15 protein-coding genes and 2 pseudogenes are annotated in these 24568 nt (G+C 57.4%); 6 read left to right on the forward strand and 11 right to left on the reverse strand.

Going from position 1 to position 24568, the window contains the following annotated elements; all coding sequences use genetic code 11:
- Positions 1 to 45: 45 nt before the first annotated feature.
- From ACSYSS_RS02765 to ACSYSS_RS02785, 5 genes and pseudogenes are all read right to left on the reverse strand, one after another.
- Positions 46 to 1779: pseudogene (locus tag ACSYSS_RS02765) on the reverse strand (cation-translocating P-type ATPase); the annotation flags it as partial.
- Between the two features lie 147 nt (positions 1780 to 1926).
- A pseudogene (locus ACSYSS_RS02770) lies at positions 1927 to 3192 on the reverse strand (HAD-IC family P-type ATPase); the annotation flags it as partial.
- A 207-nt stretch (positions 3193 to 3399) separates the two neighbouring features.
- Positions 3400 to 4425 (reverse strand): threonine aldolase family protein, encoded by a 1026-nt coding sequence (locus ACSYSS_RS02775; RefSeq protein WP_491703962.1) that lies wholly within the window; start codon positions 4423 to 4425, stop codon positions 3400 to 3402.
- Positions 4426 to 4907: 482 nt separating this feature from the next.
- Positions 4908 to 5762: a formate/nitrite transporter family protein gene (locus ACSYSS_RS02780; RefSeq protein WP_491703963.1), complete on the reverse strand. Its 855-nt coding sequence runs from the start codon at positions 5760 to 5762 to the stop codon at positions 4908 to 4910.
- An 817-nt stretch (positions 5763 to 6579) separates the two neighbouring features.
- Entirely contained in the window at positions 6580 to 6819 is a 240-nt protein-coding gene (locus ACSYSS_RS02785; protein ID WP_491703964.1) for a hypothetical protein, read from the reverse strand.
- Between ACSYSS_RS02785 and ACSYSS_RS02790 the strand changes: the two genes are divergently transcribed.
- Both ACSYSS_RS02790 and ACSYSS_RS02795 read left to right on the forward strand, forming a co-directional pair.
- Positions 6809 to 7072 carry a hypothetical protein gene (locus ACSYSS_RS02790; RefSeq protein ID WP_491703965.1) on the forward strand — a complete coding sequence of 88 codons (264 nt, stop codon included), beginning with the start codon at positions 6809 to 6811 and terminating at the stop codon, positions 7070 to 7072. The two genes, ACSYSS_RS02785 and ACSYSS_RS02790, sit on opposite strands and share 11 nt — an antisense overlap.
- Complete coding sequence (locus ACSYSS_RS02795) at positions 7072 to 7377, forward strand: transcriptional regulator (RefSeq protein WP_491703966.1); 306 nt, start codon at positions 7072 to 7074, stop codon at positions 7375 to 7377. Before ACSYSS_RS02790 ends, ACSYSS_RS02795 begins: the two co-directional genes overlap by 1 nt.
- Positions 7378 to 7609: 232 nt before the next feature.
- Here ACSYSS_RS02795 and glnA read toward each other — a convergent pair whose 3' ends face one another.
- The 4 genes from glnA to ACSYSS_RS02815 form a co-directional block, all read right to left on the reverse strand.
- A complete protein-coding gene (gene glnA / locus ACSYSS_RS02800; RefSeq protein ID WP_491703967.1) occupies positions 7610 to 9046 on the reverse strand; it encodes a type I glutamate--ammonia ligase in 1437 nt (478 codons plus the stop codon).
- A 250-nt stretch (positions 9047 to 9296) separates the two neighbouring features.
- A complete protein-coding gene (locus tag ACSYSS_RS02805) occupies positions 9297 to 10091 on the reverse strand; it encodes a DUF4191 family protein (protein WP_491703968.1) in 795 nt (264 codons plus the stop codon).
- Between the two features lie 65 nt (positions 10092 to 10156).
- Positions 10157 to 11650 carry an FAD-dependent oxidoreductase gene (locus tag ACSYSS_RS02810; protein WP_491703969.1) on the reverse strand — a complete coding sequence of 498 codons (1494 nt, stop codon included), beginning with the start codon at positions 11648 to 11650 and terminating at the stop codon, positions 10157 to 10159.
- A 163-nt stretch (positions 11651 to 11813) separates the two neighbouring features.
- Entirely contained in the window at positions 11814 to 12428 is a 615-nt protein-coding gene (locus ACSYSS_RS02815; protein ID WP_491703970.1) for a DUF3043 domain-containing protein, read from the reverse strand.
- Between the two features lie 120 nt (positions 12429 to 12548).
- Here ACSYSS_RS02815 and ACSYSS_RS02820 point away from each other — a divergent pair, with 120 nt between their 5' ends.
- The 3 genes from ACSYSS_RS02820 (at position 12549) to ACSYSS_RS02830 (ending at position 17623) form a co-directional block, all read left to right on the forward strand.
- Positions 12549 to 13910, forward strand: coding sequence for a dipeptidase (locus tag ACSYSS_RS02820; protein ID WP_491703971.1), 1362 nt, complete (start codon positions 12549 to 12551; stop codon positions 13908 to 13910).
- Positions 13911 to 14113: 203 nt separating this feature from the next.
- On the forward strand, positions 14114 to 14743 hold the full coding sequence (locus tag ACSYSS_RS02825; RefSeq protein WP_491703972.1) for an ECF transporter S component: 630 nt from the start codon (positions 14114 to 14116) through the stop codon (positions 14741 to 14743).
- Between the two features lie 63 nt (positions 14744 to 14806).
- Positions 14807 to 17623, forward strand: coding sequence for an ATP-binding cassette domain-containing protein (locus tag ACSYSS_RS02830; protein ID WP_491703973.1), 2817 nt, complete (start codon positions 14807 to 14809; stop codon positions 17621 to 17623).
- A gap of 275 nt (positions 17624 to 17898) precedes the next feature.
- Here ACSYSS_RS02830 and hrpA read toward each other — a convergent pair whose 3' ends face one another.
- Together hrpA and ACSYSS_RS02840 are read right to left on the reverse strand one after the other, a co-directional pair.
- Positions 17899 to 21999 carry an ATP-dependent RNA helicase HrpA gene (gene hrpA, locus ACSYSS_RS02835; RefSeq protein WP_491703974.1) on the reverse strand — a complete coding sequence of 1367 codons (4101 nt, stop codon included), beginning with the start codon at positions 21997 to 21999 and terminating at the stop codon, positions 17899 to 17901.
- On the reverse strand, positions 21996 to 22700 hold the full coding sequence (locus tag ACSYSS_RS02840; RefSeq protein ID WP_491703975.1) for a class I SAM-dependent methyltransferase: 705 nt from the start codon (positions 22698 to 22700) through the stop codon (positions 21996 to 21998). The genes hrpA and ACSYSS_RS02840 overlap by 4 nt, the downstream gene beginning before the upstream one ends.
- A 115-nt stretch (positions 22701 to 22815) precedes the next feature.
- Between ACSYSS_RS02840 and hflX the strand changes: the two genes are divergently transcribed.
- Positions 22816 to 24300: a GTPase HflX gene (gene hflX / locus ACSYSS_RS02845; protein WP_491704192.1), complete on the forward strand. Its 1485-nt coding sequence runs from the start codon at positions 22816 to 22818 to the stop codon at positions 24298 to 24300.
- Positions 24301 to 24568 lie beyond the last annotated feature (268 nt).

The following is a 24568-nucleotide window of genomic DNA, read 5'->3' on the forward strand; positions in this document are numbered from 1 at the left end:
GAGGCAGACAGCATCGCACACTGTAATCTCGTTGCACTATGGGATTCACCTTGAAGCGGCTCGCATTGCCCGTTGGATGAGCTTTTTCAGCTCGGATGCCACCAACACGAACAGTGAGAGCCCGAGGCATTCTAACCAAGCCTGCAAGCTGAGCGGCGTGGTGCCAAAGGCCACGTTGAGGCCGGGCACGTAGATGACTACTACTTGCAGCAGTACCGAGACGCCGATGGCGACCCAGAGCCATTTGTTGGCGAAGAGACCCTTGAACACACTTTGCGTGTGCGAGCGGGAGGCCAGGGCGTTGAACATCTGAGCAAAGACAAGGATGGTGAATCCCATCGTGCGTGCCTCGGTCATCTGGAATTCATGGCTGCCGCCCAGCGAACGGTCGGTGAAAAGGCCACCGGGCAGGTGCAGGTCCATGCCGATCAAGGTGACGGCCGCCATGATGATGCCGATGTAAATGATGTCGCCCCACATGGCCTTGTCGATTACGCTGTCGTCCACCTTGCGCGGAGGCTGGTCCATGAGGTCTTCGGTGGAGGGGTCCACACCCATGGCCAGTGCGGGGGCCGCATCCGTCAGCAGATTGATCCAGAGCAGCTGGGTTGCCAGAAGCGGCACCGTCACGCCGACGGAACCTGGTTGGGTGATGCCGAGGAATCCGGAGAGCACCACGCCGCCGAACACGGTGAACACCTCGCCCATGTTGGAGCTCAACAGATAGCGCAGGAACTTCTTGATGTTCTCGAAGATGGCGCGGCCTTCGCGCACTGCAGCCACGATGGTGGAGAAGTTGTCGTCGGCCAGGATCATCTTGGCCGCCTCCTTCGTTACCTCGGTGCCGGTGATGCCCATCGCCACGCCAATGTCGGCGGATTTGACAGCTGGTGCGTCGTTCACGCCGTCTCCGGTCATGGCCACGATGTTGCCTTGACGTTGCAGTGAGTCGACGATTTTGAGCTTGTGCTCGGGAGCTACGCGGGCGTAAACGCTTACGGATGCTGTGGCCTTGTCAAACGCTTCTTCGTCATCGATGAGTCGGTCGAGATCGTCTCCGGTCATGGTGAGTTTGCCGAGTGCGTCCGGGTCTGTTGGAGCGCCGTTGCCTGTGGTGTTGGTGCCGGGAGCCGCCTCGACGATGCCGAGGTCGGAGGCGATGCGCGAGGCGGTGAGCGGGTGGTCGCCGGTGATCATCACCGTGCGGATACCGGCCCGGTGCGCCTCGGCGATGCTGGGGGCTACTTCCGTCCTTGGTGGGTCGATGATGCCTACCATACCTGCCCAGATGAGGTGGGTTTCGATGGCCTCGCCCTGCTCACTGATTTCTGTGGGTTTGCCGTTGGTGTCAGTCTCGATGCCAGGTACAGCGGCGATGTCTGTGGTTTCAAGGGGGCGGTAGGCCTGACCGAGCGTGCGATAGGCCTGGGAGGAAAGCCGCTCCACTTGATCGAGAATGTGCATGCGGTCGTTGTCGTTCAGGGCTCGCACCTCACCGCCCACAAGGATGCGGTCACAGAAGCCGAGCAAGACGTCAGGCGCCCCCTTGGCGAAGACGGAAAGTTTGCCTTCATGCGCTGTGTCTTGTGCGATGACAGCCATACGTTTGCGTTCGGAAGTGAACGGTATCTCCGCCGTGCGTTCGAACGTGGAGTATGCGGCATCGGCTCCGGACTTGCGGGCCGCCACAATGACGGAGACCTCGGTGGGGTCTCCGATGGCCTCCCATTGCCCGGACTGATCGTCCTGATGCAGTTCACCGTCATTGGCTAGGTACCCGGCGCCAAGCGTGGCTATGGCTTCAGTGCGCAGGGCATTGGGGATTGCGCCTATGGCCGTGACTGTGCCTTTTCTAGCAACGTGCACATTCATGTTGGTTTCGGCATCTGAGCCATGGTCATGGCTCTCGGTTGCCTCCCCTTGAGCGTCAACGATTGCATCGGTTCTGGGAATGTCGGCACTGGTTCCATTTGCCTGCACTGCGATCATCTCACCCTCGGGCCCGTAGCCCGTGCCGCTGAGTTTCACTTCGCCGCTGGCGGTGACCACGCGTTCCACGGTCATCTCGTTGCGGGTCAGGGTTCCCGTTTTGTCGGAGCAGATTACGGAAGCGGAGCCGAGCGTCTCCACGCTGGAGAGCTTTTTGACGATGGCTTTGTGCTGCGCCATGCGTTGCACACCCAAGGCAAGCACCACGGTGAGAATGGCGGTCAATCCTTCGGGCACTGCTGCAACGGCAAGGGAGACTGCAAGCAACAGCGAGCTGATGATATCATCTGCACTGTGGAAACCTTCCATGATCCACAATGCCACAATGACGAGCACGGCTATGACGCATACCGTGATGCCGAGAATCTTAGAGACCTTGGCCATCTCTTTTTGCAGTGGGGTGGCCTCGTCGTCGGTCTGTGAAAGCATATCGGCGATTTTGCCCACCTGTGTGTTCATGCCGGTTCCGGTGACGATGGCGCGTCCGGTGCCTTGTGTCACGGAAGTGCCGTTGAACACCATATTGGTTCGGTCGCCTAGGGCCTTTGCTTGGCTGAGTGTCCCCGCGCTTTTGGCCACCGGCACCGATTCTCCCGTAAGGCTCGCCTCGGCTATGCGCAGCGAGGCGGAGGAAATCAACCTTGCGTCTGCGGAAACTGCATCACCCTCTGCAAGGACAAGCACATCTCCCGGCACGAGTTCAGCTGTATTGATACGCATCACTTGGCCGTCTCTGAGCACCTGGGTCTGTGGTGCGGTCATCTTAGCCAAAGCCGCCACAGCCTGTTCCGCCTTGGCCTCCTGCAGGTAGCCGAGTACGGCGTTCACAATGAGAATGAGCACGATGACTATGGCATCGAACGGCAGTTTCTCGCCGCCTTCGGCCCCATGCCGTGCGTTCGCCCGTTCCACGAACCACGCCACTACGGAGATGGCTGTGGCGGCAAGTAGCAAATAGACCAGTGGGTCTCGGAACTGCTCCAGGAACTTCTTCCATTTAGGCACAGGTTGAGCGGCAGCCAACTCATTGCGGCCAAATTCTTCAAGACGACGATCGGCCTCGCGCGTGCTCAATCCAATCCGTGTATTGACATTCAATCCGTTTGCCACTGTTGCGGCATCGCTCAGTGATGGATCTGCATCCACATCATCATATTCGGGTTTGAGCGGATGATTCTTTGAATCACTCATTAATGTTCCCATCGAAGTGCCGCGGAGTAGTCAATCCCGTTGGTGGGCCAAGCAAATACCCAAGCCTCGAAACTGCGCGGTTATGATACCGATATATCCGGTTGAGTACGTTTATTTTACCGGAAGGCATGGATGGTTCAGCGAGTTTCCGCTCAGAGAAGGGGTAAAATCAAGGATTGAATGTATGCATCGTGTCGCTGTCTGTGGTTTCGTTGGAATTCATAGCAGGGCAATGAGTTGGTCCGTGTGTTCCTGGGTGGTGGCCCAACTGGTGCAGATGCGCATCACTGAGTGTGCGTCGTCGTACTTGGTGGCGAAGTCGAAATTCACGTCTTTCCTGAGCCGGTCGATGGTGGGCTGGTCCATCACCACGAACGTCTGGTTGGAGGTGTTCTCGAAGACGAGCTGGTAGCCCTTGGCCCTGAGCGCGGCCCGGATCTGCGCCGCCTTGTCATTGGCGTTGGCGGCGATGCGGGTGTAGAGGCCATCGGTGAAGAGCGTGTCGAACTGCAGTCCGAGCAGCCAACCCTTGGCGAGTAGGGCGCCGTGCTGTTTGATCTGCGTGAGGAAGTGACTGGGCGTGTTGCCCTTGGTGAAGACGACCGCCTCACCGAACAGGGCGCCCACCTTGGTGCCGCCGATGTAGAACACGTCGGTGATGCGAGCGATGTCTTTAAGGGTCAGGTCATTGCCTTCCGCGGTGAGCGCATAGCCAAGACGCGCTCCGTCGAGGAAGAGCGGGATGCCGTACTTGTGCGCCACGTCGGCGATGGCTTCAAGTTCGGCCTTGGTGTAGAGCGTGCCGTATTCGGTGGACTGTGAGACGTAGACGCAGCCGGGGAAGACCATGTGGTTGTAGTTCCCGTCGGCGTAGAAGTCGGCGCAGAAGGCATCCAGCTCGTCGGCATGCATCTTGCCGTCATGGCTTGGGATGGCTAGTACTTTGTGACCGGAGAATTCGATGGCACCGGCCTCGTGCACGTTGACATGACCACTACTGGCCGCTACCACGCCGGCCCACGCTGGAGTGATGGTGTCGATGACGGTCTGGTTGGTCTGCGTGCCGCCTACGAGGAACCATACGTCGGCGTTCGGCTCTCCGCAAGCCTCACGAATCTTGGCCTTTGCGCTGTCGCAGTAGTGGTCGGAGCCATAGCCTGGCAGCTGCTCCATGTTGGTTTCCTCCAGACGCTTCAAGATCTGCGGGTGTGCGCCTTCGCTGTAATCGTTGACAAAATTTAGCATGTATTGCGCTCCTTACAATGCGATATTCCATAGTCTGACGTCAAGTCGCCAAGATTTTACCATGTTGATGTAGCATTTCTCCACAATTGGTCGAAATCCGTCGAATTCATACTGGATTGGTCAAAGGCAGAAGCAAAAACTCGGCTATTCCATTCTTGCAGGGAGATTTTTGAAGAGCTTGTATCAACCGGAAAACTCGATTGCCTTTTTCCAATAATACTGAGCCTATGAGATAGTGCGGTGAGTTGAGTGGGGGCCACTAACATGAAGGATAGTGGGACTATTGTCATGGATTGGGTACGAAGTTCATCATTCAAGGCAATTGTGAGGCTGAGTCTGCAATACTGAAATGAGAGTGGCCGTTTTCCGACGATTTGAATTTCGGAGTTCCAGAGACGCCTTCAAAATTTCCCTGGACAAAAGAAATACAAGATCAAGGATTAAATGCGGTCGATGTTGGGTTTCGAAGCTGTTTTATGGCATTAGTCGTTGAATTTCTTGCCGGTCAGGCTGCTTTCGTCATTCATGGTGGCGAAGTTCAGTCCAATGAGGACTCCGCCGCCCACCAAGTTGCCCAGCAGCGCGACGATGACGACCAGGATTGCCTTCCACGCATTGACCAGGCCGTGCATACCCAGGATGAGGAACACGGCGGAATCTGCCACTGAATGTTCGAATCCGGAGAAGGTGAAGACGAAGACGGCTACCACCATGATGGTGCACTTGGTGAAGTCGTTGGCCAGCTTTCCGTTGAAGACCATGAGCATGGCGATGTTGATACAGAAATTGCAGAAAATGGCGCGCACGAAGAGATCTGCAATGCCGGATAAGGAATTCAGATAGCCGATCTTGGTGTTCGCCGCCGCAAGCATCATGTTGAGGCCCGGACCGGAAAGGATGGTGGAGCAGCGCATGATGGCTGCCACAAGGAGGGCTCCCAATAGATTGCCGACAAGGCAGAGCCCAAGCATCTTCAACGATTGAACCAGTTTAATACGGTGGTGGTAGGTTCCGATGGAGACGATCATCATGTTGCTGGTCAGCAGCTCGGAGTTGGTGTAGTAGATGAGCACCAGCGCCCAACCGAAGGTGATGCCAGCAACGATTTTACCTGCCATTTCAAGACCCGGATTATTGCCGATGCTCGCGGTGCCCTCGATGACAAAGAACACGGTGATGAACAGTCCGACGAAGATCCCGGCCATCGCCGCCCGCTGCACATAGTGGCCCACCATGCGGCCGGTCATCGTCTCCTTGTTGTCGAGTACGTCGAGCACGGTGCTGATGAAGGCGTGGCCGGGGAAGAGCGGCTTGGTTGTGTCGTCCCAATCAGCCACATGGGTGTTGTCTGTAGTCGTTCCGGTTGTTGTCGATGTAGTCGTTATTTTGTCGTCAAAAGACGAAACGGTAGTTTCTGTTCGCGTAGAGTGTGGGAATTCTTCGTTTGGTTTGGTTGTGAGCATGCTTCTTCTTGTTATCCTTCGTTTTTGGATTAATTCCATTATGATTCAAGTTGGTGACGCAAATTCACGAAGCAAAGCTTTATGTAATGAATCATACATTCATATTATGTATATCCTGCTCGGGTGGCAATGATATGTGGACTCTAAGAATACTGAGTTCCAAAAGAAAACGTGGAATCAAAGGGTTGACCGAGGGATGGTGTTCGATGTGTTCATACGGATCTGTTCTGATTGGTGAGGTGGTTCAACTGTTTGAATACGGCTTGATGTCGTTTTCTTGAATGCGTCAGGCGTAGCAGCGGTGCTTATTTCGGGTACGGTGGCAAAAACAGACGTTGCGTATCCCTGTCATCCTTCATGTATTGCATTTGAGGACTTTGTCTCGGCGAAAGCACGTTTGAACGCAAGAGAGGATAAATCTAAAGTAGTATTTGACATAAAGTACTTTATATTGTAAAGTTAATTCTGTTCGATCAAACATCACTTAATGAGAAGGATCTACAATGTCACATGAAACGATTACGGAAGACGATGGGCCGTCTTTGAACCCGCACGAGGCCGCGCAACTTATCGCTGATCAGGAGAGCCGGGCCCATCGCATTTTTACGCGCCCTGTCGCTGGAATCTATCTGGCGTGGGGACTTGCATATTGCATTGGTTTCGGATCGTTAGCCTTTTCGCTGCGTTCCCATCAAAATATCAGCATATCGCTTAGTGCATCGTGGGTCTTTTCTCTGTGCCTCATAGCGGCTGCCATCGTCAGCATCGTGATCAACATCCGGTTGAATCGAGGCATATCCGGTTCTTCGACGAAGTTCGGCGCCATGTTCGGGTGGGCCTGGATTTTGTCTTTTCTCGCTGGCAGTGTCTTATGCACATTGGTCATCAACACATCAGGCATGAAACAGGTGCCATCCACCATGTTCAGCATTGCGGTTTCCTTGCTGATTGTCGGGGTGCTGTATCTTGCCATGGGCGCGGTCAATATCAATAGAGGGCAGTACATTACGGGTGTGGTCATGCTGGTTTTGGCTGTGTTGACCGTCGCATTCCCTGCGAATGTTGCTCTTCCTGTGCTCACTGCGGTCGGTGGGGGTACGTTCCTGATTATGGCTGCCCTCTGTTATTTCATTGACGGGTCGAATTCGCAAACCAGGCGGATGGACCGAAAGGCGCGTTCCTGATGGCAGACAGGATTGAGCTTGATCCAATCATCCACGCTGCCTCCAGGCTCCGCATCATGACTGTGCTTTCTCGTTTCGACGTGGGGGAGGAGGTCTCGTTTGAGCGTTTGCGCACATTGCTTGATATGACTCCAGGTAACCTCTCGGTGCATTTGAGCAAGCTTGAAGATGCAGGTTACATTGCCACTCGAAAGGCGTTCAAACAGCGTAAGCCCGTCACCTATGCCACGCTGACTCCAGCGGGTTGTGCGGCATATCAGAACTACCGAGTGCAGCTGAGGCGATTACTTGACGAAGGGGAATAAGCTGTCACTGTGAAATAGCTCCTGATTCATTCAGAGGGGACTTTTCTGAGTTTGTCGGTGCATGACGACAATTAAGAATGGCTGAATTCCAACGTTCTTCATCGTGTGCAGCGTAGGTTGTCTCTGAATGTCTCTATAAAAGTTCCCTCTCAATGAGTCGCTCACAAAAAATTCCCCCTCTCAATGCATCGTAGGCACTGAGAGGGGAATTTTTAAGGCTTAGTTGATTTAATCAGATGTTGAAGTAAAGCTGATACTCAAGTGGAGTAGGGGCCAGGCGCTGCATGTCGATCTCCTCGCGCTTCAGGGACACCCAGTCTTCGATGAGGTCCATGGTGAACACATTGCCTGCGGTGAGGAAGTCGTTGTCGGCCTCCAGCGCGTCGAGCGCCTCGCCAAGGGAGGCAGGGACATGCTTCATGCCCTTGAGCTCCTCAGGTGGCAGCTCATAGATGTCCTTGTCGACAGGCTCTGGGGGCTCAGTGTGGTTCATCACACCGTCAAGGCCGGCCATGAGCTGGGCTGAGAAGGCAAGGTATGGGTTGGAGGAAGGATCGGGCACGCGGAACTCGATGCGCTTGGCCGCAGGCGAGGTGCCTGCGAATGGGATGCGGATGGCCGCCGAGCGGTTGCGAGCGGAGTAGACCAGATTGGTTGGGGCTTCGTAGCCGGGAACCAGACGCTTATACGAATTGAGCGATGGGTTGGTGAAGGCGAGCACTGAGGAGGCGTGCTTGATGAGGCCGCCGATGTACCAGCGGGCGATGTCCGAGAGACCGCCGTAGCCGTTCTCATCGTAGAAGAGCGGCTTGCCGTCCTTCCATAGGGACTGATGGCAGTGCATGCCGGTGCCGTTGTCTCCGGCGATGGGCTTGGGCATGAACGTGGCTGCCTTGCCGGCTTGGGCTGCCGTTTCATGCACGATGTACTTGTACTTCATGAGGTCGTCGCCCGCGTGCAGCAACGTGTTGAAGCGGTAGTTGATTTCCTGCTGGCCGGCGCCGCCCACCTCGTGGTGGCTGCGCTCGAGAACCATGCCGGCCTTCTGCAGGTTGTAGACCATGTCGTCGCGTAGATCCTGGTTGTGATCCTGCGGGGCGGGAGGGAAGTAGCCACCCTTGACGGCGTTCTTGAACCCGGCGTTCTGGGAGCCGTCCGGCTCGGTTTCGCGACCGGTGTTCCAAGGAGCCTCCACGGAGTCGACCTCGTAGAACGAGCGGGCCATCGAGTTTTCGAAGCGCACCGAGTCGAAGAGGAAGAACTCGGGCTCCGGGGCGAAGCACGCGGTGTCGGCTACGCCGGTGGTCTTGATATAGGCTTCCGCCTTCTGCGCCACTTGGCGTGGGTCGCGGCCGTAGGGTTCCATGGTCACTGGGGTCACGACGGAGTGGGCCACCACGATGGTCTTATGCTTGCGGAATGGATCAACGTATGCGGTTGCAACGTCAGGCACAAGTTTCATATCGGATTCGTCGATGGATTGGAATCCGCGGATGGAGGAGCCGTCGAAAGGCTCGCCGTCAGTGAAGGCATTGTCCAGGTATTCGTCAACGGGCACGGTGAAGTGTTGCTGCACGCCGATCAGGTCGGTAAACCTCACCGAAATATATTCCGCGCCTTCGGATTGTGCAAAGGCCTCAAGATCTTCCTTGGTTTCAAGTGCAGTCACGTGACCGCTCCTTTCATGAGTTAAACACCAATGATTATAAGTTTAGGGATATGCGTTTCAAAGACATGCGTTTTTGGTTACGAACATGTTTCGTAATTCAAGGTGCGACGAGCCAAGCGCACCGCAGAACCATCGCTTCCCATGGCTTATTCGATGGAATCGTGGCGCGCCAAACTGAATGTGCCGCAGAACCATCGATAAATCGTCTTCAAACGATGGTTCTGCGGCACATTCCATATAAAGAAGTTGATCAGCGTCCTCGCATGGCACGCCGGCTGATGTGCTGTGGTTTCATAGGGTCAATGCCCTTGGGAATGCCAAAGCCCTGCTTCGTCTGCAATGTGCGGAGCCGCCCATTGAGAACATCGAGCTCTTCCTTGGTCAAGATGAATCGACGGCGTGGATGGATCTTCTTCATGATGAAGTTCTTGTGATCCGTGGGTTCGTAGCTTTTTGATTTAAGCACTACATTGCGCAGGTTCTTAAGACGCACCTGACCCTTGCCCGTGCCAACGAAAATCTTGTAGACCGGAATGCTGGACCCTGCGGTAACGCCTTTGATTGAGTGCTCCTGTCGGTCCACTTCGCGCCTGACGGTGGCGCTGTTTCCCTCCACGAGAAGGTAGATGCCGTTATAACCGGTGCCGCGCCAGATTGAATCCTTGGTCTTGCGATCGAACCAAACGGGTTGCTCGGGGAAGTTGTACCCCGCCTTGTTGATGTTGCCCAGAACGCTGACGGCGGCTCCGGGCTTGCCCTCCATATGCGCATAGCCCACTTTGTCTGCGCGGCGGGTCAGCAGCATGGTGAAGAAGAGGACTCCGACCATGGCGGCCAGAACGACCATCATGATCCACATCAGCCATCCCCAACGTATCAGCAATCCAGCTACGATGACGACGACTATCGGCGCGAGGAAAACCAGTGCAAGTAGCCAGGGAAGCTGTTTGTCCTCTGCGTGGGTGTACTTGTAGATTTGAATGATCTGCTTGATGATTTTGGGCTTTTTATCCTTCTTCTCTTTTGGCTTGCTATTGTTGGCCATCTATTCCTCGCTTGGTGTATATCAAAATGAACGCAATACCGACTATCCTACCAGCAGCGCAGACCTCATAGGGTATTGAGCGGCCGTCCATCGGCTTTGAGCAGAGCCTCTCCCAATGCCTCGCCATAGGTGGGGTGAGGATGGATGAGACGGGCGGCGCTCTTCAATGGCACCCTGTTGCCGACGAGCTCCTGCGCCTCTGCAATGAGGTCGGAGGCCTCTGGGGAGACCATGTGTACGCCCAGCACCACTGGGGTTTCGGGCGTATCGTCATAGCTGCCGCTGACGACGGCCATGGAGCCTATGCTGGCGCTCATATGCATCCTCGCGTTGCCCATCATGGGGTACATGGTTTCACGTGGGTTCAGGACATGCTCATTTTCTTTTGCCATCTCCAGCGTGAGACCCACGCTTGCGGCTTCGGGCGTGGAGAACACGACGTTGGGCACTGTGGTGTCGTCGACCGGTTCCGGATTGAGCCCTGTCAAGGACTCCGCGATGACCATGCCCTGTCCAAAGGCCCGGTAGGCCAGTGATGGGCCATGCGTGATGTCTCCCACCGCCCAGACGTGGTCAACGGATGTCCGTCCGTATGCGTCGGTTTCAACGAAGCCGTTCTCATCGGTCCTGACTGCGCATTCGCGCATCCAATCAGCGTCGGTGACGGGGTCACGTCCGATGGCGACCAGAGCGACGTCGGCCCGAGCTTCAAGGGATTCACCTTTCGCGTTGGTGTAGCTGACGCGGATGCCTCCTGAGTTCTCAACGCACGAGGATACCTTGTCTGCACCGGCTGCGACGGCGGCTTTATTGGTTGAGACTCTAGTGACCCTGCTCCCTGTAATAACATTGATGCCGGAACGTTTCAGCGCCCGAGTGAGCATGGTGCCGGTGCGCTTGTGCCAGTTGGACAGCACACGGTCCTTGCGAATGAGCAACGTTACGTCAACTCCTGCCTCATTCCACATGGAGGCAAACTCCACCGCCACGGCACCGGCCCCGATGACTATCGCACGATTGGGAAAGGGTTTGAGCTCCAAGGCCTGCGTGGAGTCGATCAGTGTGCCGCCAAAAGGAATGCCCGGAAGCGGGTGTGGCCTGGAACCGGTGGCGAGCACAACATCGCGAGCGTGAAGTTCAAGTGTTTCCTTACTGCCTGCCTCTTCCACAGTTACGATGTTTCCGCGCTGGAGCGCCCCCGTGCCATGGAACACGGTGACCGAACGAGCCTTCAGCAATGAAGAGAGCCCATCGGTCATGGTCGTTACCGCGTCGTGCTGATAATCCGCAAGTTTGTCGTAATCGATACGATTCATGCTCATATCGATGCCCATTCTGCCGGAAGTGCGGGCTGTGGAGATTGTGCGGGCCGCTGTGATGAGCGCCTTCGAAGGGATGCATCCGCGGTTGAGGCACACGCCTCCCAGGCTGCCGTCTTTCTCCACGACGGCGACATGCAATCCCAGCTGTGCTGCGCGCAAGGCCGTGGCATAGCCTCCTGGCCCGCTGCCGATGATGACGACGTCGAAATGTAGATTGCTGCTTTCCATGGTTTCCATACTCTCCATACTATCGTGTATGGGGAGGCAATGAAGGTACGATATAGGCCACGTGCCTAGTTGAGTGGACATGTGGCCTATACAATGCAAGCCGTTGTAAAACCGACGGACATGTTTCTGGACTAAGGCTTACTTAGGCCAGAAATTTACGTAGTTCATTGGCTTACTTGGGCCATTCACCGCGTTTCTTTGCTCGGGGTTTCGGCACTCGCCAACGGCGGAATTGTATGGCTCTGTTGCAGGCGTAGCTGCAGGCCTTCGAACCCTTCGCCACCGATTTCTCGCCGTACTTTTCGATGAGTTTTTTCTTGAGCTTATGCCACATGACCACCAGGTCGATGATGCCTACGACGATATAGGCATATAGCAGGAACATGACGATGTTGGCCGCCATCGGGCTGAACACCATGATGACCATTTCGGCAATGAGTGCCACGAACATGACTGGGATGAAGAACTCCTCGATGTTCACTCTTGCGTCCACCCAGTCTCGGATGTAGATGCGTGATGGGATGCGTTCCGAACGCGGCATGTTGGCGATGTCTCCGGTGCGCATGGCTTCGTACTGGGCGTCCTCTTTGGCGCGGATGCGCTTTTTGGCGGCTTTGGCATCGGCCTTACGATCCTTGGGCACGAGTGGATGGATGTTTTTGGCCTGTGCATCACGGCGTTTTGGTGTGGGGTGGCCCTTGCCCTCCTCGCCTGGTTGCTCGGTTCTCTGAGCCGACGCCTCACTTTGAGCGCCATCGTTTTTCTTCGCGAAAGGGTTCCATGTCATGGTTTGAGATTACGTGAACGCCTCGACTCATGCGCAGGGGGAATTACAATGAAATGTGTTGTGTTTTATGGCGTTGCCGTGCGAGATGTCGGATGGCAGGAATTTGAATGAAGGTGCAGGATGTCATTGGATGTTGAGGAAATTCGCGGTCGTGTGAACAACGACTTCAGTCGCGTGGTGAATCTGCTGAGCCGCAAGGTGGCGTTGAAGTCGGTTTCTGCAGAGGGAATCACGGGTGAGCACATGCGCCGCTCCGCAAATTTCGTGGCCGATGAGTTGCGCAAGGAGGGCGTGGACGCCAAGGTTGTGCAGTCCAGCAATCCTGATGGCACGCCCGGCGCGTTTGAGGTCATTGGCTCCAAGACAGTCGATCCGAGCGCACCTACGGTGCTACTCTACGCCCACCATGACGTGCAGCCAGTGCCGGACGCTTCGGCTTGGGCCACCGACCCGTTCAAGACAACCGAAATCGGCGGCAGGCTCTATGGACGTGGTTCGGCTGATGACGGGGGTGGTATCGCCATTCATTCCGGGGCATTGCACGCGTTGGGCAGCGACCTTAAGGTCAATGTGAAGGTGTTCATCGAAGGTGAGGAGGAGATGGGATCTCCGAGCTTCATCCCGTTCATCGAGGCCCACCAAGATGAGTTCAAGTCCGACGTGATCATTGTGGCGGATTCGGGCAACTGGGCGGCGGACGTGCCCAGCCTGACCACCAGCTTGCGCGGCAACACCGACTTGGACGTCAAAGTCAAGGTGCTTGAGCACCCGGTGCACTCCGGCCAGTTCGGCGGCCCGATTCTGGATGCCAACACCATCGCGTCCATGCTCATCGCATCGATGTACGGCGAAGACGGCAGTCTGCGCATTGACGGCTTGCTCGGAGGAGACCCTGTGGGCGGCTTGCAGCGCGACCTCGACGAGGCAGGCGTGCGAGCCGATGTGGGAGCTGTGGACTCCTACCGTTTGGCGGGTTCTGGGTCGTTGGCATCAAGGCTGTGGACCAAGCCGAGCATTGCCGTCATCGGCTTCGACGCCCACCCGGTCGAAGGCTCGTTCAACGTCATTGCTCCCGAGACCACGTTCCGTCTCTCCATTCGCACCGCCCCCCAACAGCGTCCTGAGGATGCGGCCAAGGCGGTCACGGACTTTCTCAAAGCGCACGCACCGTTTGGCGCTGAAGTGAGCGTCTCGCAGGTCGATGCCGGCATGGGCTGGAGCATGGACCCGGACGCACCGGCCACCAGGGACGCCGAAGAGGCCATGAAGGAGGCGTTCGGCGTCGATCCGGTCAATAAAGGAGAGGGCGGTTCCATCCCCTTTATCCCAGAACTGCAGCGCATCTTCCCCAAGGCCCAGGTGCTCGTCACCGGTCCAGAGGATCCACAGGCCAACGCCCACAGCCCCAACGAATCCATCAGTCTTTCAAGTCTCAAGAACAACATCGTCACCGAGGCTCTGATCCTCGATAAGCTGGCCTGATAAAGGTCAGGTGGATACTCTACTATATCGAAACTGACACGGGGGCTGTACCCGCGATCGAACAAGACGATTCGCGGATGTGGCTGAGATGGGGGAGACCCCGACCGATTGAACGTGACTCCAGATAATGCTGGCGCACGGACGTCTCTTTTCCCGTGCCTTGTGCGCAAGCTGAAACACAGCCGCACGGAAAGGCACAGATCATGTCAGCATCTGCAATCAAGACCAATACCACAAAACCAAATCTTAGGTGGAGAGTCGTGGATATCGCCGTGGCGGCGGCCATCGGTGTGGTAAGCTCCCTGATTTATTGGGCGGCGGGTCTGCTGTACAATCCCATCGGGGCGCCTTTGGCAGCGCTCGTGCCTGGACTCGACGGCGTGCTCAACGGGCTCTGGCTCTTCGCAGGCCCTCTGGCGCTCATTGTGGTGCGCAAGCCCGGTGCCGGAGTCTTCGCCGAAGTGGTGGCCGGTGTGCTTGAGGCTTTGCTCGGCAATTCGTGGGGCGGCTTGGAGACCGTGGCCATGGCTATTCTGCAGGGTCTCGGCGCTGAGATCGTCTTTGCCTGCGCCATGTACAAAGTCTGGAACCTTGCCCTGACCACGCTTTCCGGTGCTGTGGCTGGTGTGGTTTGCTGGGCTTGGTCATTCATCAAGCATCTGCAGGGCATTGATCTGCTCGGCTCCTATGGCCTGTGGTATTTGGTCTCCACGCTCATCTCTGGAGCGTTGATTGCCGGTGTGCTGATGTGGTTCCTTTACATTGCCTTGGCCAAGACGGGCGCGCTCGATAAGTTTGCCTCGGGCCGTGCAGTGCGCGGCACGGCGGCGTAAGCGACGGCTTGGGCAAAGTTGAATGGTACGTCTATGACGCGCCGAGTGCATGAAGGATAGGCAATGGATAAAGTGCGTGCCAACGGGCAAGGCGGTTCCTCAATACGATTTGAGAATTGGGGGTATCGCCATGCTTCGCGCACGCATTTTGCCATCCAAGGGCTTAACCTCCGAGTCGAGGCCGGGCAGCGGGTCCTGCTGCTCGGCGCATCGGGAATAGGGAAGTCGACCATTCTTGAGGCTGCAGCCGGGCTGCTTGGCGCCGACGACGAAAGTGCTGATGTTCCGGGCAACAGCAGTGACGCTAGCAGCGATGATGTAAACGATACCGACACTAATGATAATAATGTAAACGATACTGACGTAAACGATGCTGATGTGGCTCAAGTTGCGGCGCAAGACAGCGAGGGAGGCGTTTCTCTCGGTCAGATTCTTGTGAACGGTGTACCCGCCAGATCTGCGCGGGGGAAAGTCGGATTAGTTCTTCAGGACCCGGAATCACAGGCGATTTTTGAGCGGGTCGGCGACAACGTGGCCTTCGGCCCTGAGAACATGACGGTGCCGCGAGATGAGATTTGGGGTCGCGTCGATGCCGCCATGGCCGACACCGGCTTGGAAGGCTTGCAATTGCACCGTTCCACCATGCACTTGAGCGGCGGGCAGATGCAACGGCTGGCTCTGGCTGGTGCTCTGGCCATGCAGCCAGGGGTGTTGCTGCTCGACGAGCCTACGGCGAACCTCGACCCTGACGGCGTGCACCAGATTGTTGCTTCTGTCCAGTCATCGCTCGATGCCACAGGTGCCACGATGGTGCTGGTGGAGCATCGCGTCGATCCGTGGATAGACATGATCGATCGTGTGGTGGTGCTGGGAAGGCGAGTCGATGAGTCTCTTGGGAGTGCACAAGCTGAAGCTCAAAGTGTCACTGACATTGGTCATGGCAATGATTTGCGTACCTGCATCGTGGCGGACGGCACGCCTGAGGAGGTCTTTGGCCACTCTGGTCTGGACTTTACCAAGCTGGGCATCTGGGTGCCGAAGCGTTATCGGCGTTCCCGAGACGAAATCCACCGCATTCATGTCGAAGGCGAGCCTAGCGATGAGCCTTCGCACGGCTCCGGTGAGACGGTCCTATCCACTAAGGACCTTGCAATTGGGCGCAATGGCAACGCCATTGCCGAACATATTGATATCGATTTTGCAGCGGGCCAGATCACGGCGATTGTAGGCCAAAACGGTGCGGGCAAATCCACGCTGGCTCTGACCCTTGCCGGCTTGCTTGAGCCGGTTGCTGGGGCTGTTGAAGCTGCACCTGTTTTGGCAGCGGGCACAGACGAGACCTCGCCGTTTGCCTGGAGTTCCACGCAACTTGCCGCTCGCATATCGTACGTATTTCAGAATCCGGAGCATCAGTTCGCCCGTGGCAGCGTGCTTGAGGAAGTGATGCTCGGACCTGTGCGCACCGGTGTGGGTGAGGCGGAGGCGAAAGCAACGGCGGAGCGGTTGTTGCACCGATTCAGGCTTTCGCAGTATGCCAATGCCAATCCGTACACGCTTTCCGGAGGGGAGAAACGTCGGCTAACAGTGGCCTCCGCACTTGCGGCCGCCCCGCGGGTGGTGGTGCTCGATGAGCCCACCTTCGGACAGGATCGCATCACATGGATGGAGATTGCCGAGCTCATCCAATCGTTACGTGCGGACGGCGTAAGCATTATCGTCATCACGCACGACCGTGATTTGGTGACGGCGCTGGGCGCGCGCGTAGTGGAGCTTGAAGCGGATGAGGAACTTGAGATTTCTCAGGGTGATGCAGCAAAAAGCAATGGGACTTCCGGACAGGAAGGTCATTTTGTTGATTCTGTTGGTTCTGATGCCTTAGAGGATGCCATCGTTATGGGTGACACCAATGTTGATGCCAAAGCAGCTGATGCGGGTCGTAATCGAGCTCAGAGCGGTACTGCTCGCTCAAATGAAAACAAGGCTGACGATGCGAAGGCGGTGGAAGTTTCCCGTGTTTCGGCCGATACTGCGGTAAGTGAGGTTGATGCATGGGGTAAGGCAAGTCAGCATGTGAAAGTGAGTCAGGTCAATTCGAGAGATGAGGCTGCCAAAGCGTCGAGTCGTTCGCGGTTCATGGCCTCGCTCAACCCTGCCTACCGTATGATTGGCGGATTCCTTGCCGCTCTGCCTCTCATCATCACGTTGGACTGGGTTTCTGCGACAGTGGCGCTCGCATTGGAGCTTCTGGCATTGATATGCATCGGGTTCAAACCGTGGCAGGTGGTGAAGTCTACGTGGCCCGTGTTTGTGGGCGCTCCCGGATCGGCGCTTGCGGTGTTGCTCTACGGCAAATCTGGTGGGGCTGTGTGGTGGCAGTGGGGCATGATCAAGGTGACTGATCGCTCGGCTATGCTCGCGCTCGCCACAGGGCTTCGTGTGCTCGCCATCGGAATCCCGGCCATCATAGCGGTCATCGGTATCGATGCCACCGACCTGGCTGACTCGTTCAGCCAAGTGTTGCATCTTCCCGACCGCTTCGTATATGGCGGACTTGCCGGCATGCGCATGTTCTCGGTGCTTCGCGATGACTGGGCCGCCCTCACCGCCTCCCGCCGTTCGCGAGGGCTGGGCGATGAGAACAAGGTCAAGGCTTTCTTCCCGCAGGCGTTCGCGCTCTTTGTGCTTTCCATCCGACGTTCCACAACTTTGGCAACAGCGATGGAGGCCCGTGGTTTTGGCGGCACTTCGCCACGCACCCATGCTCGCGTGAGTGCGGTTCACACTAGAGACAGGGTGTTCGTGGCCGTTTGCCTACTCATTCCCATCATCGCGCTTGCCGCTTCCGTCTGGGCTGGTACCTTCGTTTTCTTTGGTGGGTGATTCCCGTTGGTTTGTAACATTCGTCTGTACTTGTTTATCCAGCTGTTGACTGATTGCTTGCTTATCTGATTATCTAATCGTCTGAATCGTACGCGTTTATACTATTGCGATACCTTACTGGGTATGTTTCAGACGGAAATCGCCTCAATCGAGTCTGTATTGTACACGTTTGCGGCAGGGCTTCTTCTGTTCTGGAGGCGGATGCAAATGAGCGGTCGTACGTTTCATCCGCTGGTTTTGCGTGCTAGCATGGAGATTTGTTCGAGTCGAAGCCGCTAAAGGGTAAGTGCCTTTGTGATGCGTTTGAGACTGGCCGGCTCCCGCGTGCCGAGTTCCTGCGCCCACAGTGAGACATAGAACTCCTCGAGCAGCCAACGCGCCCGGCTCACCCGTGTCATGGCCGCATCGCGATTCGGCCCGGCGGGTTCGGACTTGGCGGTTTGTGAGGCGCGGTCCACCAATGTCTTGGCTTCGTCTGCCTGCCAGGCCCAGCGTACGTCGCGGTTCTTGTCGGCCTTCGCCTTCTGCAGTCTGAGCAGGTCGGCATGGAGGTAGCGCTCCACGTTCGGCAGTGCGTCCGGCGGGGTCTTGCCGATGAAACCGGGGTAGACCAGTGTGGCGATGTGCTCGCGCACCGACTGCAGCACGGAGAGCATGGGTAGGTCGGCCTTGCCGCTGGAGGCCTTGTCGACCTCGGCATAGCGCTTCAACACTGCGATGACGTCATGGCTGACCTGGTAGACCGTGTCTTCGAAGAGGTCTTGGCACCCGGCCACAGCCTCAGCAAGTGCCGCGTCGTCCTTGAGTGTGGCCACCTTGGGTAGCAGTCGCTTGACCGCGGCCAACTGGAGATCATCGGTCAACGTTTCAGTGGACTTGTATGGAGCGGCGGCGAGCATCAACGCCTCGCCGCTCAGCCAACGCGAAGAGATGCGTTCGCTTGGCAACTTCAGCGAGTCGAGCGCCGCCTCCCAAAGCATTGTCGAGCGTGATTTGGTGGTGGCTCCGGCCCGGTGCAGCAGGTTGGCTTGAGCCACCACTTTGCCTTGGGATCTGGCCTGGTTCGCCTGCTTGGCGATGACCTTGCGGGCCGAGGCCTCAGCCTCTTGGGCAAAGCGTCGTTGCAGGTCAACCAATGATTTGCCGGTGCCGAGCACGTTCACTTTGGGGCCGTTGCCGTGGTGTGGCCGTCTGCCGTTCCTATGCTTGGCAGCCACAATCGGTTCCTCCACGCTGAACGTCACACGCAGATATGGCTGGAGTTTGTCGAGCTGCTCGGCGTTGAAGACTTCGGGATGGATTTGGGCGTTGAGGCTCTCCACTGCGGCATATGTGAAGACGTGGAGGAAGTCGGGCCAATCGGCCCCTCCTCGTTCCTCGTCCACCGGCGGCAGGTTCGGTTTGCCATCCTCGCCGGAGCCTGGCAGATCGGGGAAGTGGGCGTCGATATAGCCACGAATCGTTCGCGCCGCGTCGGGGGCTGGCACGAACTGCACGCGGATCGACTTCGGCAACGATTTGATGGTGCCGAGAATCAGCTCGTCCAAGAGGCCCGGCACGTTCCATGTGAATTGCGTGGGAGTCAGGCGCGAGAGCGTCTTAATGGGCACATGCACGGTGACGCCGTCTTTGGGGCTGGTCGGGTCGTAGATATAGCTGAGGCGAAGGTCGATGGGCGTGCCATCCGTGCCCAGCGTGTGCCAACGGTCCGGGTAATCCTTAAGACTCACGCTTTCGCTGCTTTTGAGCCGTTCCACCTGGGTGGGGTCGAATTGCAGCTGTTTCAAGTCGCTTCCGGAGGCTTTGAGCCCTTTGACCCATTTGGCCAGGTCGGCCACGGATGTGACATCCTGGGGAATGACGGCATTGTAGAAGTCGAAGAGATCCTCGTCGCTGGCGCTCTCGGAGATCTGGCGTGTTCGGCTGGCGTCGTCGGCGGCGTCCAGCAACACCGATCGGTTGCGTTCCACAAAGTCGTCGTAGCTGAAGCGCTGCTCGATATCTCCTTCCACCAGTCCTTGGCGGATGAGGAAGTCGCGGGCCTCGAATGGGTTGATGCGACCCCACTGCACAGGCCTGTCCTGCACGATGGGCAAGCCGTAGAGCAGCACTTTGGAATTGGCCACCGCACTGCCGTGCGAACCCGACCAATGCGGTTCGGCGTATGTGGTGCGCGTCAGGCCGCTTGCCAGTGGCTCTGCCCACGCGGGATCAATTTGAGCGGAATATCGAGCCCAGAGCCGCGAGGTTTCGGTCAGGTCCGTGCTCATCACCCAAGGCGGTGTGGTCTTGGCGACGGCAGATGCGGGGAAGAGTGCGAACTTGGTGCCGCGCGCCCCTTGGTATTCGTTCTTCGATTTCTTCTTGGCTTGCTTGATGGCTCGCGCCCTCGCAGGCCCCTTGAGTCCGGCAAAATCCGAGGCCTTTGGCTCTCGCACCACCTGCATGCCCATCATCGAGAGCAGGCCGGCGAGCATGGCGGTGTGGATGCCCTGCGCATCCCAGCTGCGGCAAAGACTATGCGCGGCCTGTTGGTTGAGGGGCAATGCGGTGATTTTGGCACTGGGGCGGGAGGAAGGCTCGGATGTGCCCACCTTATAGTGCATCTGGTGGCACATGTCGCGCAATTGATTGACGAGGTCACGCCATTGACGCATGCGGATGAAGCTGAAATATTCGGTTTTGCACACGCGCCGTAGCTCGGAGTTCGAGATTTTGCCTTCCGGGCCGAAAACGGTGTCCCATATATTCAAGGCCGTAAGGAAGTCGCTGGTCTGATCGGCATAGCGGTTATGGATGCGGTCTGCTTCCTCGCGCACTTCTTCCGGTCGCTCGCGTGGGTCCTGAAGGCTCAGGAACGCCACGATGACGAGCACCGCCGCCACAGTGTTGGGCGTGGTGGTGTGGGCGGCCTCGATGATCATGCGTCCGAAGCGAATGTCGATGGGAATGCGCGCCAGCTGGCGGCCCGTGGCGGTCAGCGTGGCCTCGCCATGCTTGCGGCTGATGGCACGCAGCTCCGTGAGCTCGTTGAAGCCGTCGGAGACCGAACGGGTGTCAGGCGGGTCGATGAAGCCGAAGTGGGTCACGTCGTCCGTGTTGTGCGCCACGCCCACCGACAGCATATGCAGTACGACAGCGCCAAGGGATGTGCGAAGAATTTCGGGTTCAGTGAATTCGGGGCGGGACGCAAAGTCCTCGGGGGAGTAGAGGCGGATGGCGATGCCGTCTGCTATACGCCCGCAGCGTCCGCTGCGCTGGTTGGCGCTGGCCTGGCTGATGGCTTCGATTGGCAGGCGCTGCACCTTGGCGGTTTTGGAATACCGCGAAATACGGGCCTCGCCGGGGTCAACCACGTAGCGGATACCGGGAACAGTCAGCGATGTCTCCGCAACGTTGGTGGCGATGACGATGCGCTGGTGGCCGTGAGATTCGAAGACGCGGTGCTGCTCCTTGTTGGAGAGACGTGCGAACAGTGGCACGATCTCAATGGCATCGGGGCGGCGCATGTCGTCCGTGCGTGCGCCGAAATGGCGGCGCAGTGCGACTTCGTAGTCTCGGATGTCACGCTCGCCGGAGGCAAACACCAGAATGTCACGAGGTCCGTGGTCGTGGGTAGAGTGGATCACCAGTTCGGCGCATGCCCGCGCCACCGCCCGTGGCATGTCCTGGGAACCGGTGGAGTCATCCGCACCGGCTATCTCGCCGTTCTCGCCGGGCAACGAGCCGTCTGCAAACCCGGGCACGTGGCGCATCAGGGCCGGCATGCCGCCAAGCGGTTCGTAGACCACCTGCACGGGGTAGGTGCGTCCGGAGACCTCGATGACGGGCACCTTCGTATGCAGTGCATGGGCGAAGTGCTCCTGGAACTTCACAGAGTCGATGGTGGCGGAGGTGATGATGAGCTTCAGGTCACGTCTCTTGGGCAGCAGCGAGGTCAGATAGCCCAATAGAAAGTCGATGTTGAGACTGCGCTCATGGGCCTCGTCGATGATGATGGTGTCGTACCGCGAGAGCTTCGGGTCTCGCTGGATCTGTGCCAAAAGGATGCCGTCGGTGACGATGCGCAGCCTGGTTTGCTTCGAGCTTTCGTCCGTGAATCGTACCTGGTAGCCAATCTCGTCACCGAGCTTTGTTCCGGTCTCCTCACAGAGACGTTCGGCCACGGTTCGGGCGGCAAGACGCCTCGGCTGGGTGTGCACGATCTGCCTGCCATGGGTGCCTCGGCCCATCTCCAGCAGCATCTTGGGGATCTGTGTGGTCTTGCCCGAGCCGGTCTGCCCGGAGATGATCACAACCTGGCTTTCGCGCACGGCTTTGACGATTTCCTCGCGCGCCGCGCTGACCGGCAGTTCATTGGGATAATGGTATTTCATGCGTCTGTATGGTTTGTCTTTGTTGTGTAGTCAGGACTATTCGATTGGTTTTGGTTGGGGTCGTCGGCTTTTGGGAGGTGCATCACTTCGATGACCCGATAGCCTTTGGAGCTGGCGTATTTGCCCACCTGAAAATCGTCGCCAAGTGCCGCGGCCAGCCAAGGTATCAAAGAGTCAGATCCAAGGTTCTTTTGCACCACCAGATATGCCACCCCTCCTACGTTCAGGCGCGGCAGCCAGGTCATGAGCAGGCTGTGTAGCTCCTCCTTGCCCACGCGGATCGGTGGGTTCGACCAGATGAGGTCGAACGTAAGGTCTTCAGGGATTTGATCAGCGGTGGCGGTGTGGATATTGCCTAAGCCAAGGCGCCTGGCGTTGACCGCCGTCAGGTCGAGCGCACGTTGGTTGACGTCCAGTGCCCACACTGCGGCCTTCGGACTCTCCAGACCGAGCGTGATTGCAATGGGTCCCCAACCGCAACCAAGGTCGAGCAGGGTGCCCGTTGACGGGGGAGTCGGTGCGTGCCTGAGCAGCACGGAGGTTCCCAAATCAAGTCGGTGAGCCGAAAAAACGCCGTTGGAAACCTCGACGGCCACCGCATGGCCACGCAGATTGACATTGAGATTGTGACGTATGTCTTCGGAGACAGGGGTCGGGGCGAAATATTGCCCGCCTTGCGCGCCTTGTTGCTCTTGTGCCATGGTTCCCCCTGTTGTCTGCCAAAACCATCATAATGATAGTCAATCCAAATAATACAGCGAGGTGCCTTTGACCCAACAGAAAAACGAACGTGATGCCTCCTTTAGACAAGGCGAGATCGATCAACACGAGTCCACTCCGGACGACGATGTGCTTGCCAATGAAAGCGACGTGCTTCAGGGTGCGGGCGTACAATATGCTTCGGGCTCCCACAATGTGCAGGATGAGAACGAGGAGTGGGAGGAGCGTCAGTCTCGCAATGAGCTTAGGCATGTGGCGGGCTTGGGCGAGCTTCAGGATGTCAGCGAAGTCGAATACCGTCAGGTGCGCCTCGAACGGGTCGTGCTCGTGGGGGTGTGGTCGAATCGGGTAACCACGGCAGGCAAGGCGGAGGAGTCGCTGCGCGAGCTTGCGGCGCTTGCGGCGACGGCTGGTGCACAGGTATGTGATGGTGTCTTGCAGCACCGTTTGAAGCCTGATGCGGCCACATACGTGGGCCGGGGAAAGGCCAAGGAGATAGCAGGCATCGTGGCCCGAGAGGAGGCGGACACCATCATCGTGGACGGTGAGCTTGCCCCCAGCCAACGCCGTGCGCTCGAGGATGCCACGAAAGTCAAGGTGGTGGACCGCACGGCTGTGATTCTCGACATCTTCGCCCAGCATGCCACAAGCCGTGAAGGCAAGGCCCAAGTGGAGTTGGCTCAACTGGAGTATATGCTTCCCCGACTCCGTGGTTGGGGTGCCTCGCTTTCGCGTCAGGCAGGAGGCCAGGCGGCCGGTGTCAATGGCGGCATCGGTTCCAGGGGTCCTGGAGAAACGAAAATCGAGATGGACAGGCGTGTCATCCGGACTCGTATATCTCGTCTCAAGCGTCAGATTGCGGCCATGGCTCCGGCGCGTGAGGTCAAGCGTGGCGCTCGTAGAAGGAACAGCATGCCCACGGTGGCTGTGGTTGGCTACACCAACGCCGGCAAGTCATCGCTGATCAACAGGCTCACCGGTTCCAAGGAGCTGGTGGAGAACGCGCTGTTTGCCACGCTCGATACGGCGGTGCGCGGTGCGAAGGCTGAGGACGGTAGGCTGTACACATATGTGGACACGGTTGGTTTTGTACGTCGTCTGCCCACCCAGTTGGTGGAGGCGTTCAAATCGACACTGGAGGAAGTCGGTGAGGCCGACGTGATTCTTCATGTGGTCGATGCCTCGTATCCCGATCCATTTGCGCAGATCAACGCTGTTGACAAGGTTCTGGCGGACATCCAGGGTGCAGAGGGAATACCGCGTGTGCTGGCGTTCAACAAGGCGGATTTGGTGGCTCCTGAGGTGCTGGAGCGGCTTCAAAGTCTGATGCCGGAGGCTTTTTTGGTCTCTGCAGCAACCGGCGAAGGGCTGCGTGATGTACGCGAATCCGTCGAATCTCTGCTACCCCAGCCAAGTGTCAGCGTTGAGGCCCTGCTGCCGTATACGGCAGGTTCGCTGATTTCCCAAGTGCGGGAATACGGCATCCTGGACCATTGCGAATATTTGGACGATGGGGTGAGGGTCAATGCACGTGTGGACAGCAGGCTTGCGGCCAAACTCATGGATGCCGCTATCGGATAGTGCGGGGTTGGTTCCTCTGTAATGTGATATTCCTTATATTATCAAGCCCGTTAAGTAGCGTGGTGTGGGTGTCGATTCCCTGTTGTTTCTATGCTTAGAGCGAATTTGCGGGAGAAAGATGGGGAAACGGAGAACGCCAGTTTATGACTGATTGTTGCTAATGTGGTTCATGAAAGGTTCATTGATGTGATTCATGTCTTATGACATGAATCACATGTGCAATGCGGCGCCAAGATTTATCTTGACGCCGCATTTGTTTGGATCGAAA

The sequence above is a fragment of the Bifidobacterium sp. ESL1118 genome (genome assembly GCF_058505595.1).

Bases quoted from the DNA above. Each gene is read 5' to 3' on its own strand.
- ACSYSS_RS02815 (WP_491703970.1), bottom strand. From the start codon at position 12,428: ATGACATGGAACCCTTTCGCGAAGAAAAACGATGGCGCTCAAAGTGAG.
- ACSYSS_RS02825 (WP_491703972.1), top strand. From the start codon at position 14,114: ATGTCAGCATCTGCAATCAAGACCAATACCACAAAACCAAATCTTAGG.
- hrpA (WP_491703974.1), bottom strand. From the start codon at position 21,999: ATGAAATACCATTATCCCAATGAACTGCCGGTCAGCGCGGCGCGCGAG.
- ACSYSS_RS02810 (WP_491703969.1), bottom strand. From the start codon at position 11,650: ATGGAAACCATGGAAAGCAGCAATCTACATTTCGACGTCGTCATCATC.
- ACSYSS_RS02840 (WP_491703975.1), bottom strand. From the start codon at position 22,700: ATGGCACAAGAGCAACAAGGCGCGCAAGGCGGGCAATATTTCGCCCCG.
- ACSYSS_RS02830 (WP_491703973.1), top strand. From the start codon at position 14,807: ATGGATAAAGTGCGTGCCAACGGGCAAGGCGGTTCCTCAATACGATTT.
- ACSYSS_RS02785 (WP_491703964.1), bottom strand. From the start codon at position 6,819: ATGCTGAACATGGTGGATGGCACCTGTTTCATGCCTGATGTGTTGATG.
- ACSYSS_RS02775 (WP_491703962.1), bottom strand. From the start codon at position 4,425: ATGCTAAATTTTGTCAACGATTACAGCGAAGGCGCACACCCGCAGATC.
- ACSYSS_RS02795 (WP_491703966.1), top strand. From the start codon at position 7,072: ATGGCAGACAGGATTGAGCTTGATCCAATCATCCACGCTGCCTCCAGG.
- ACSYSS_RS02820 (WP_491703971.1), top strand. From the start codon at position 12,549: ATGTCATTGGATGTTGAGGAAATTCGCGGTCGTGTGAACAACGACTTC.
- ACSYSS_RS02805 (WP_491703968.1), bottom strand. From the start codon at position 10,091: ATGGCCAACAATAGCAAGCCAAAAGAGAAGAAGGATAAAAAGCCCAAA.
- ACSYSS_RS02790 (WP_491703965.1), top strand. From the start codon at position 6,809: ATGTTCAGCATTGCGGTTTCCTTGCTGATTGTCGGGGTGCTGTATCTT.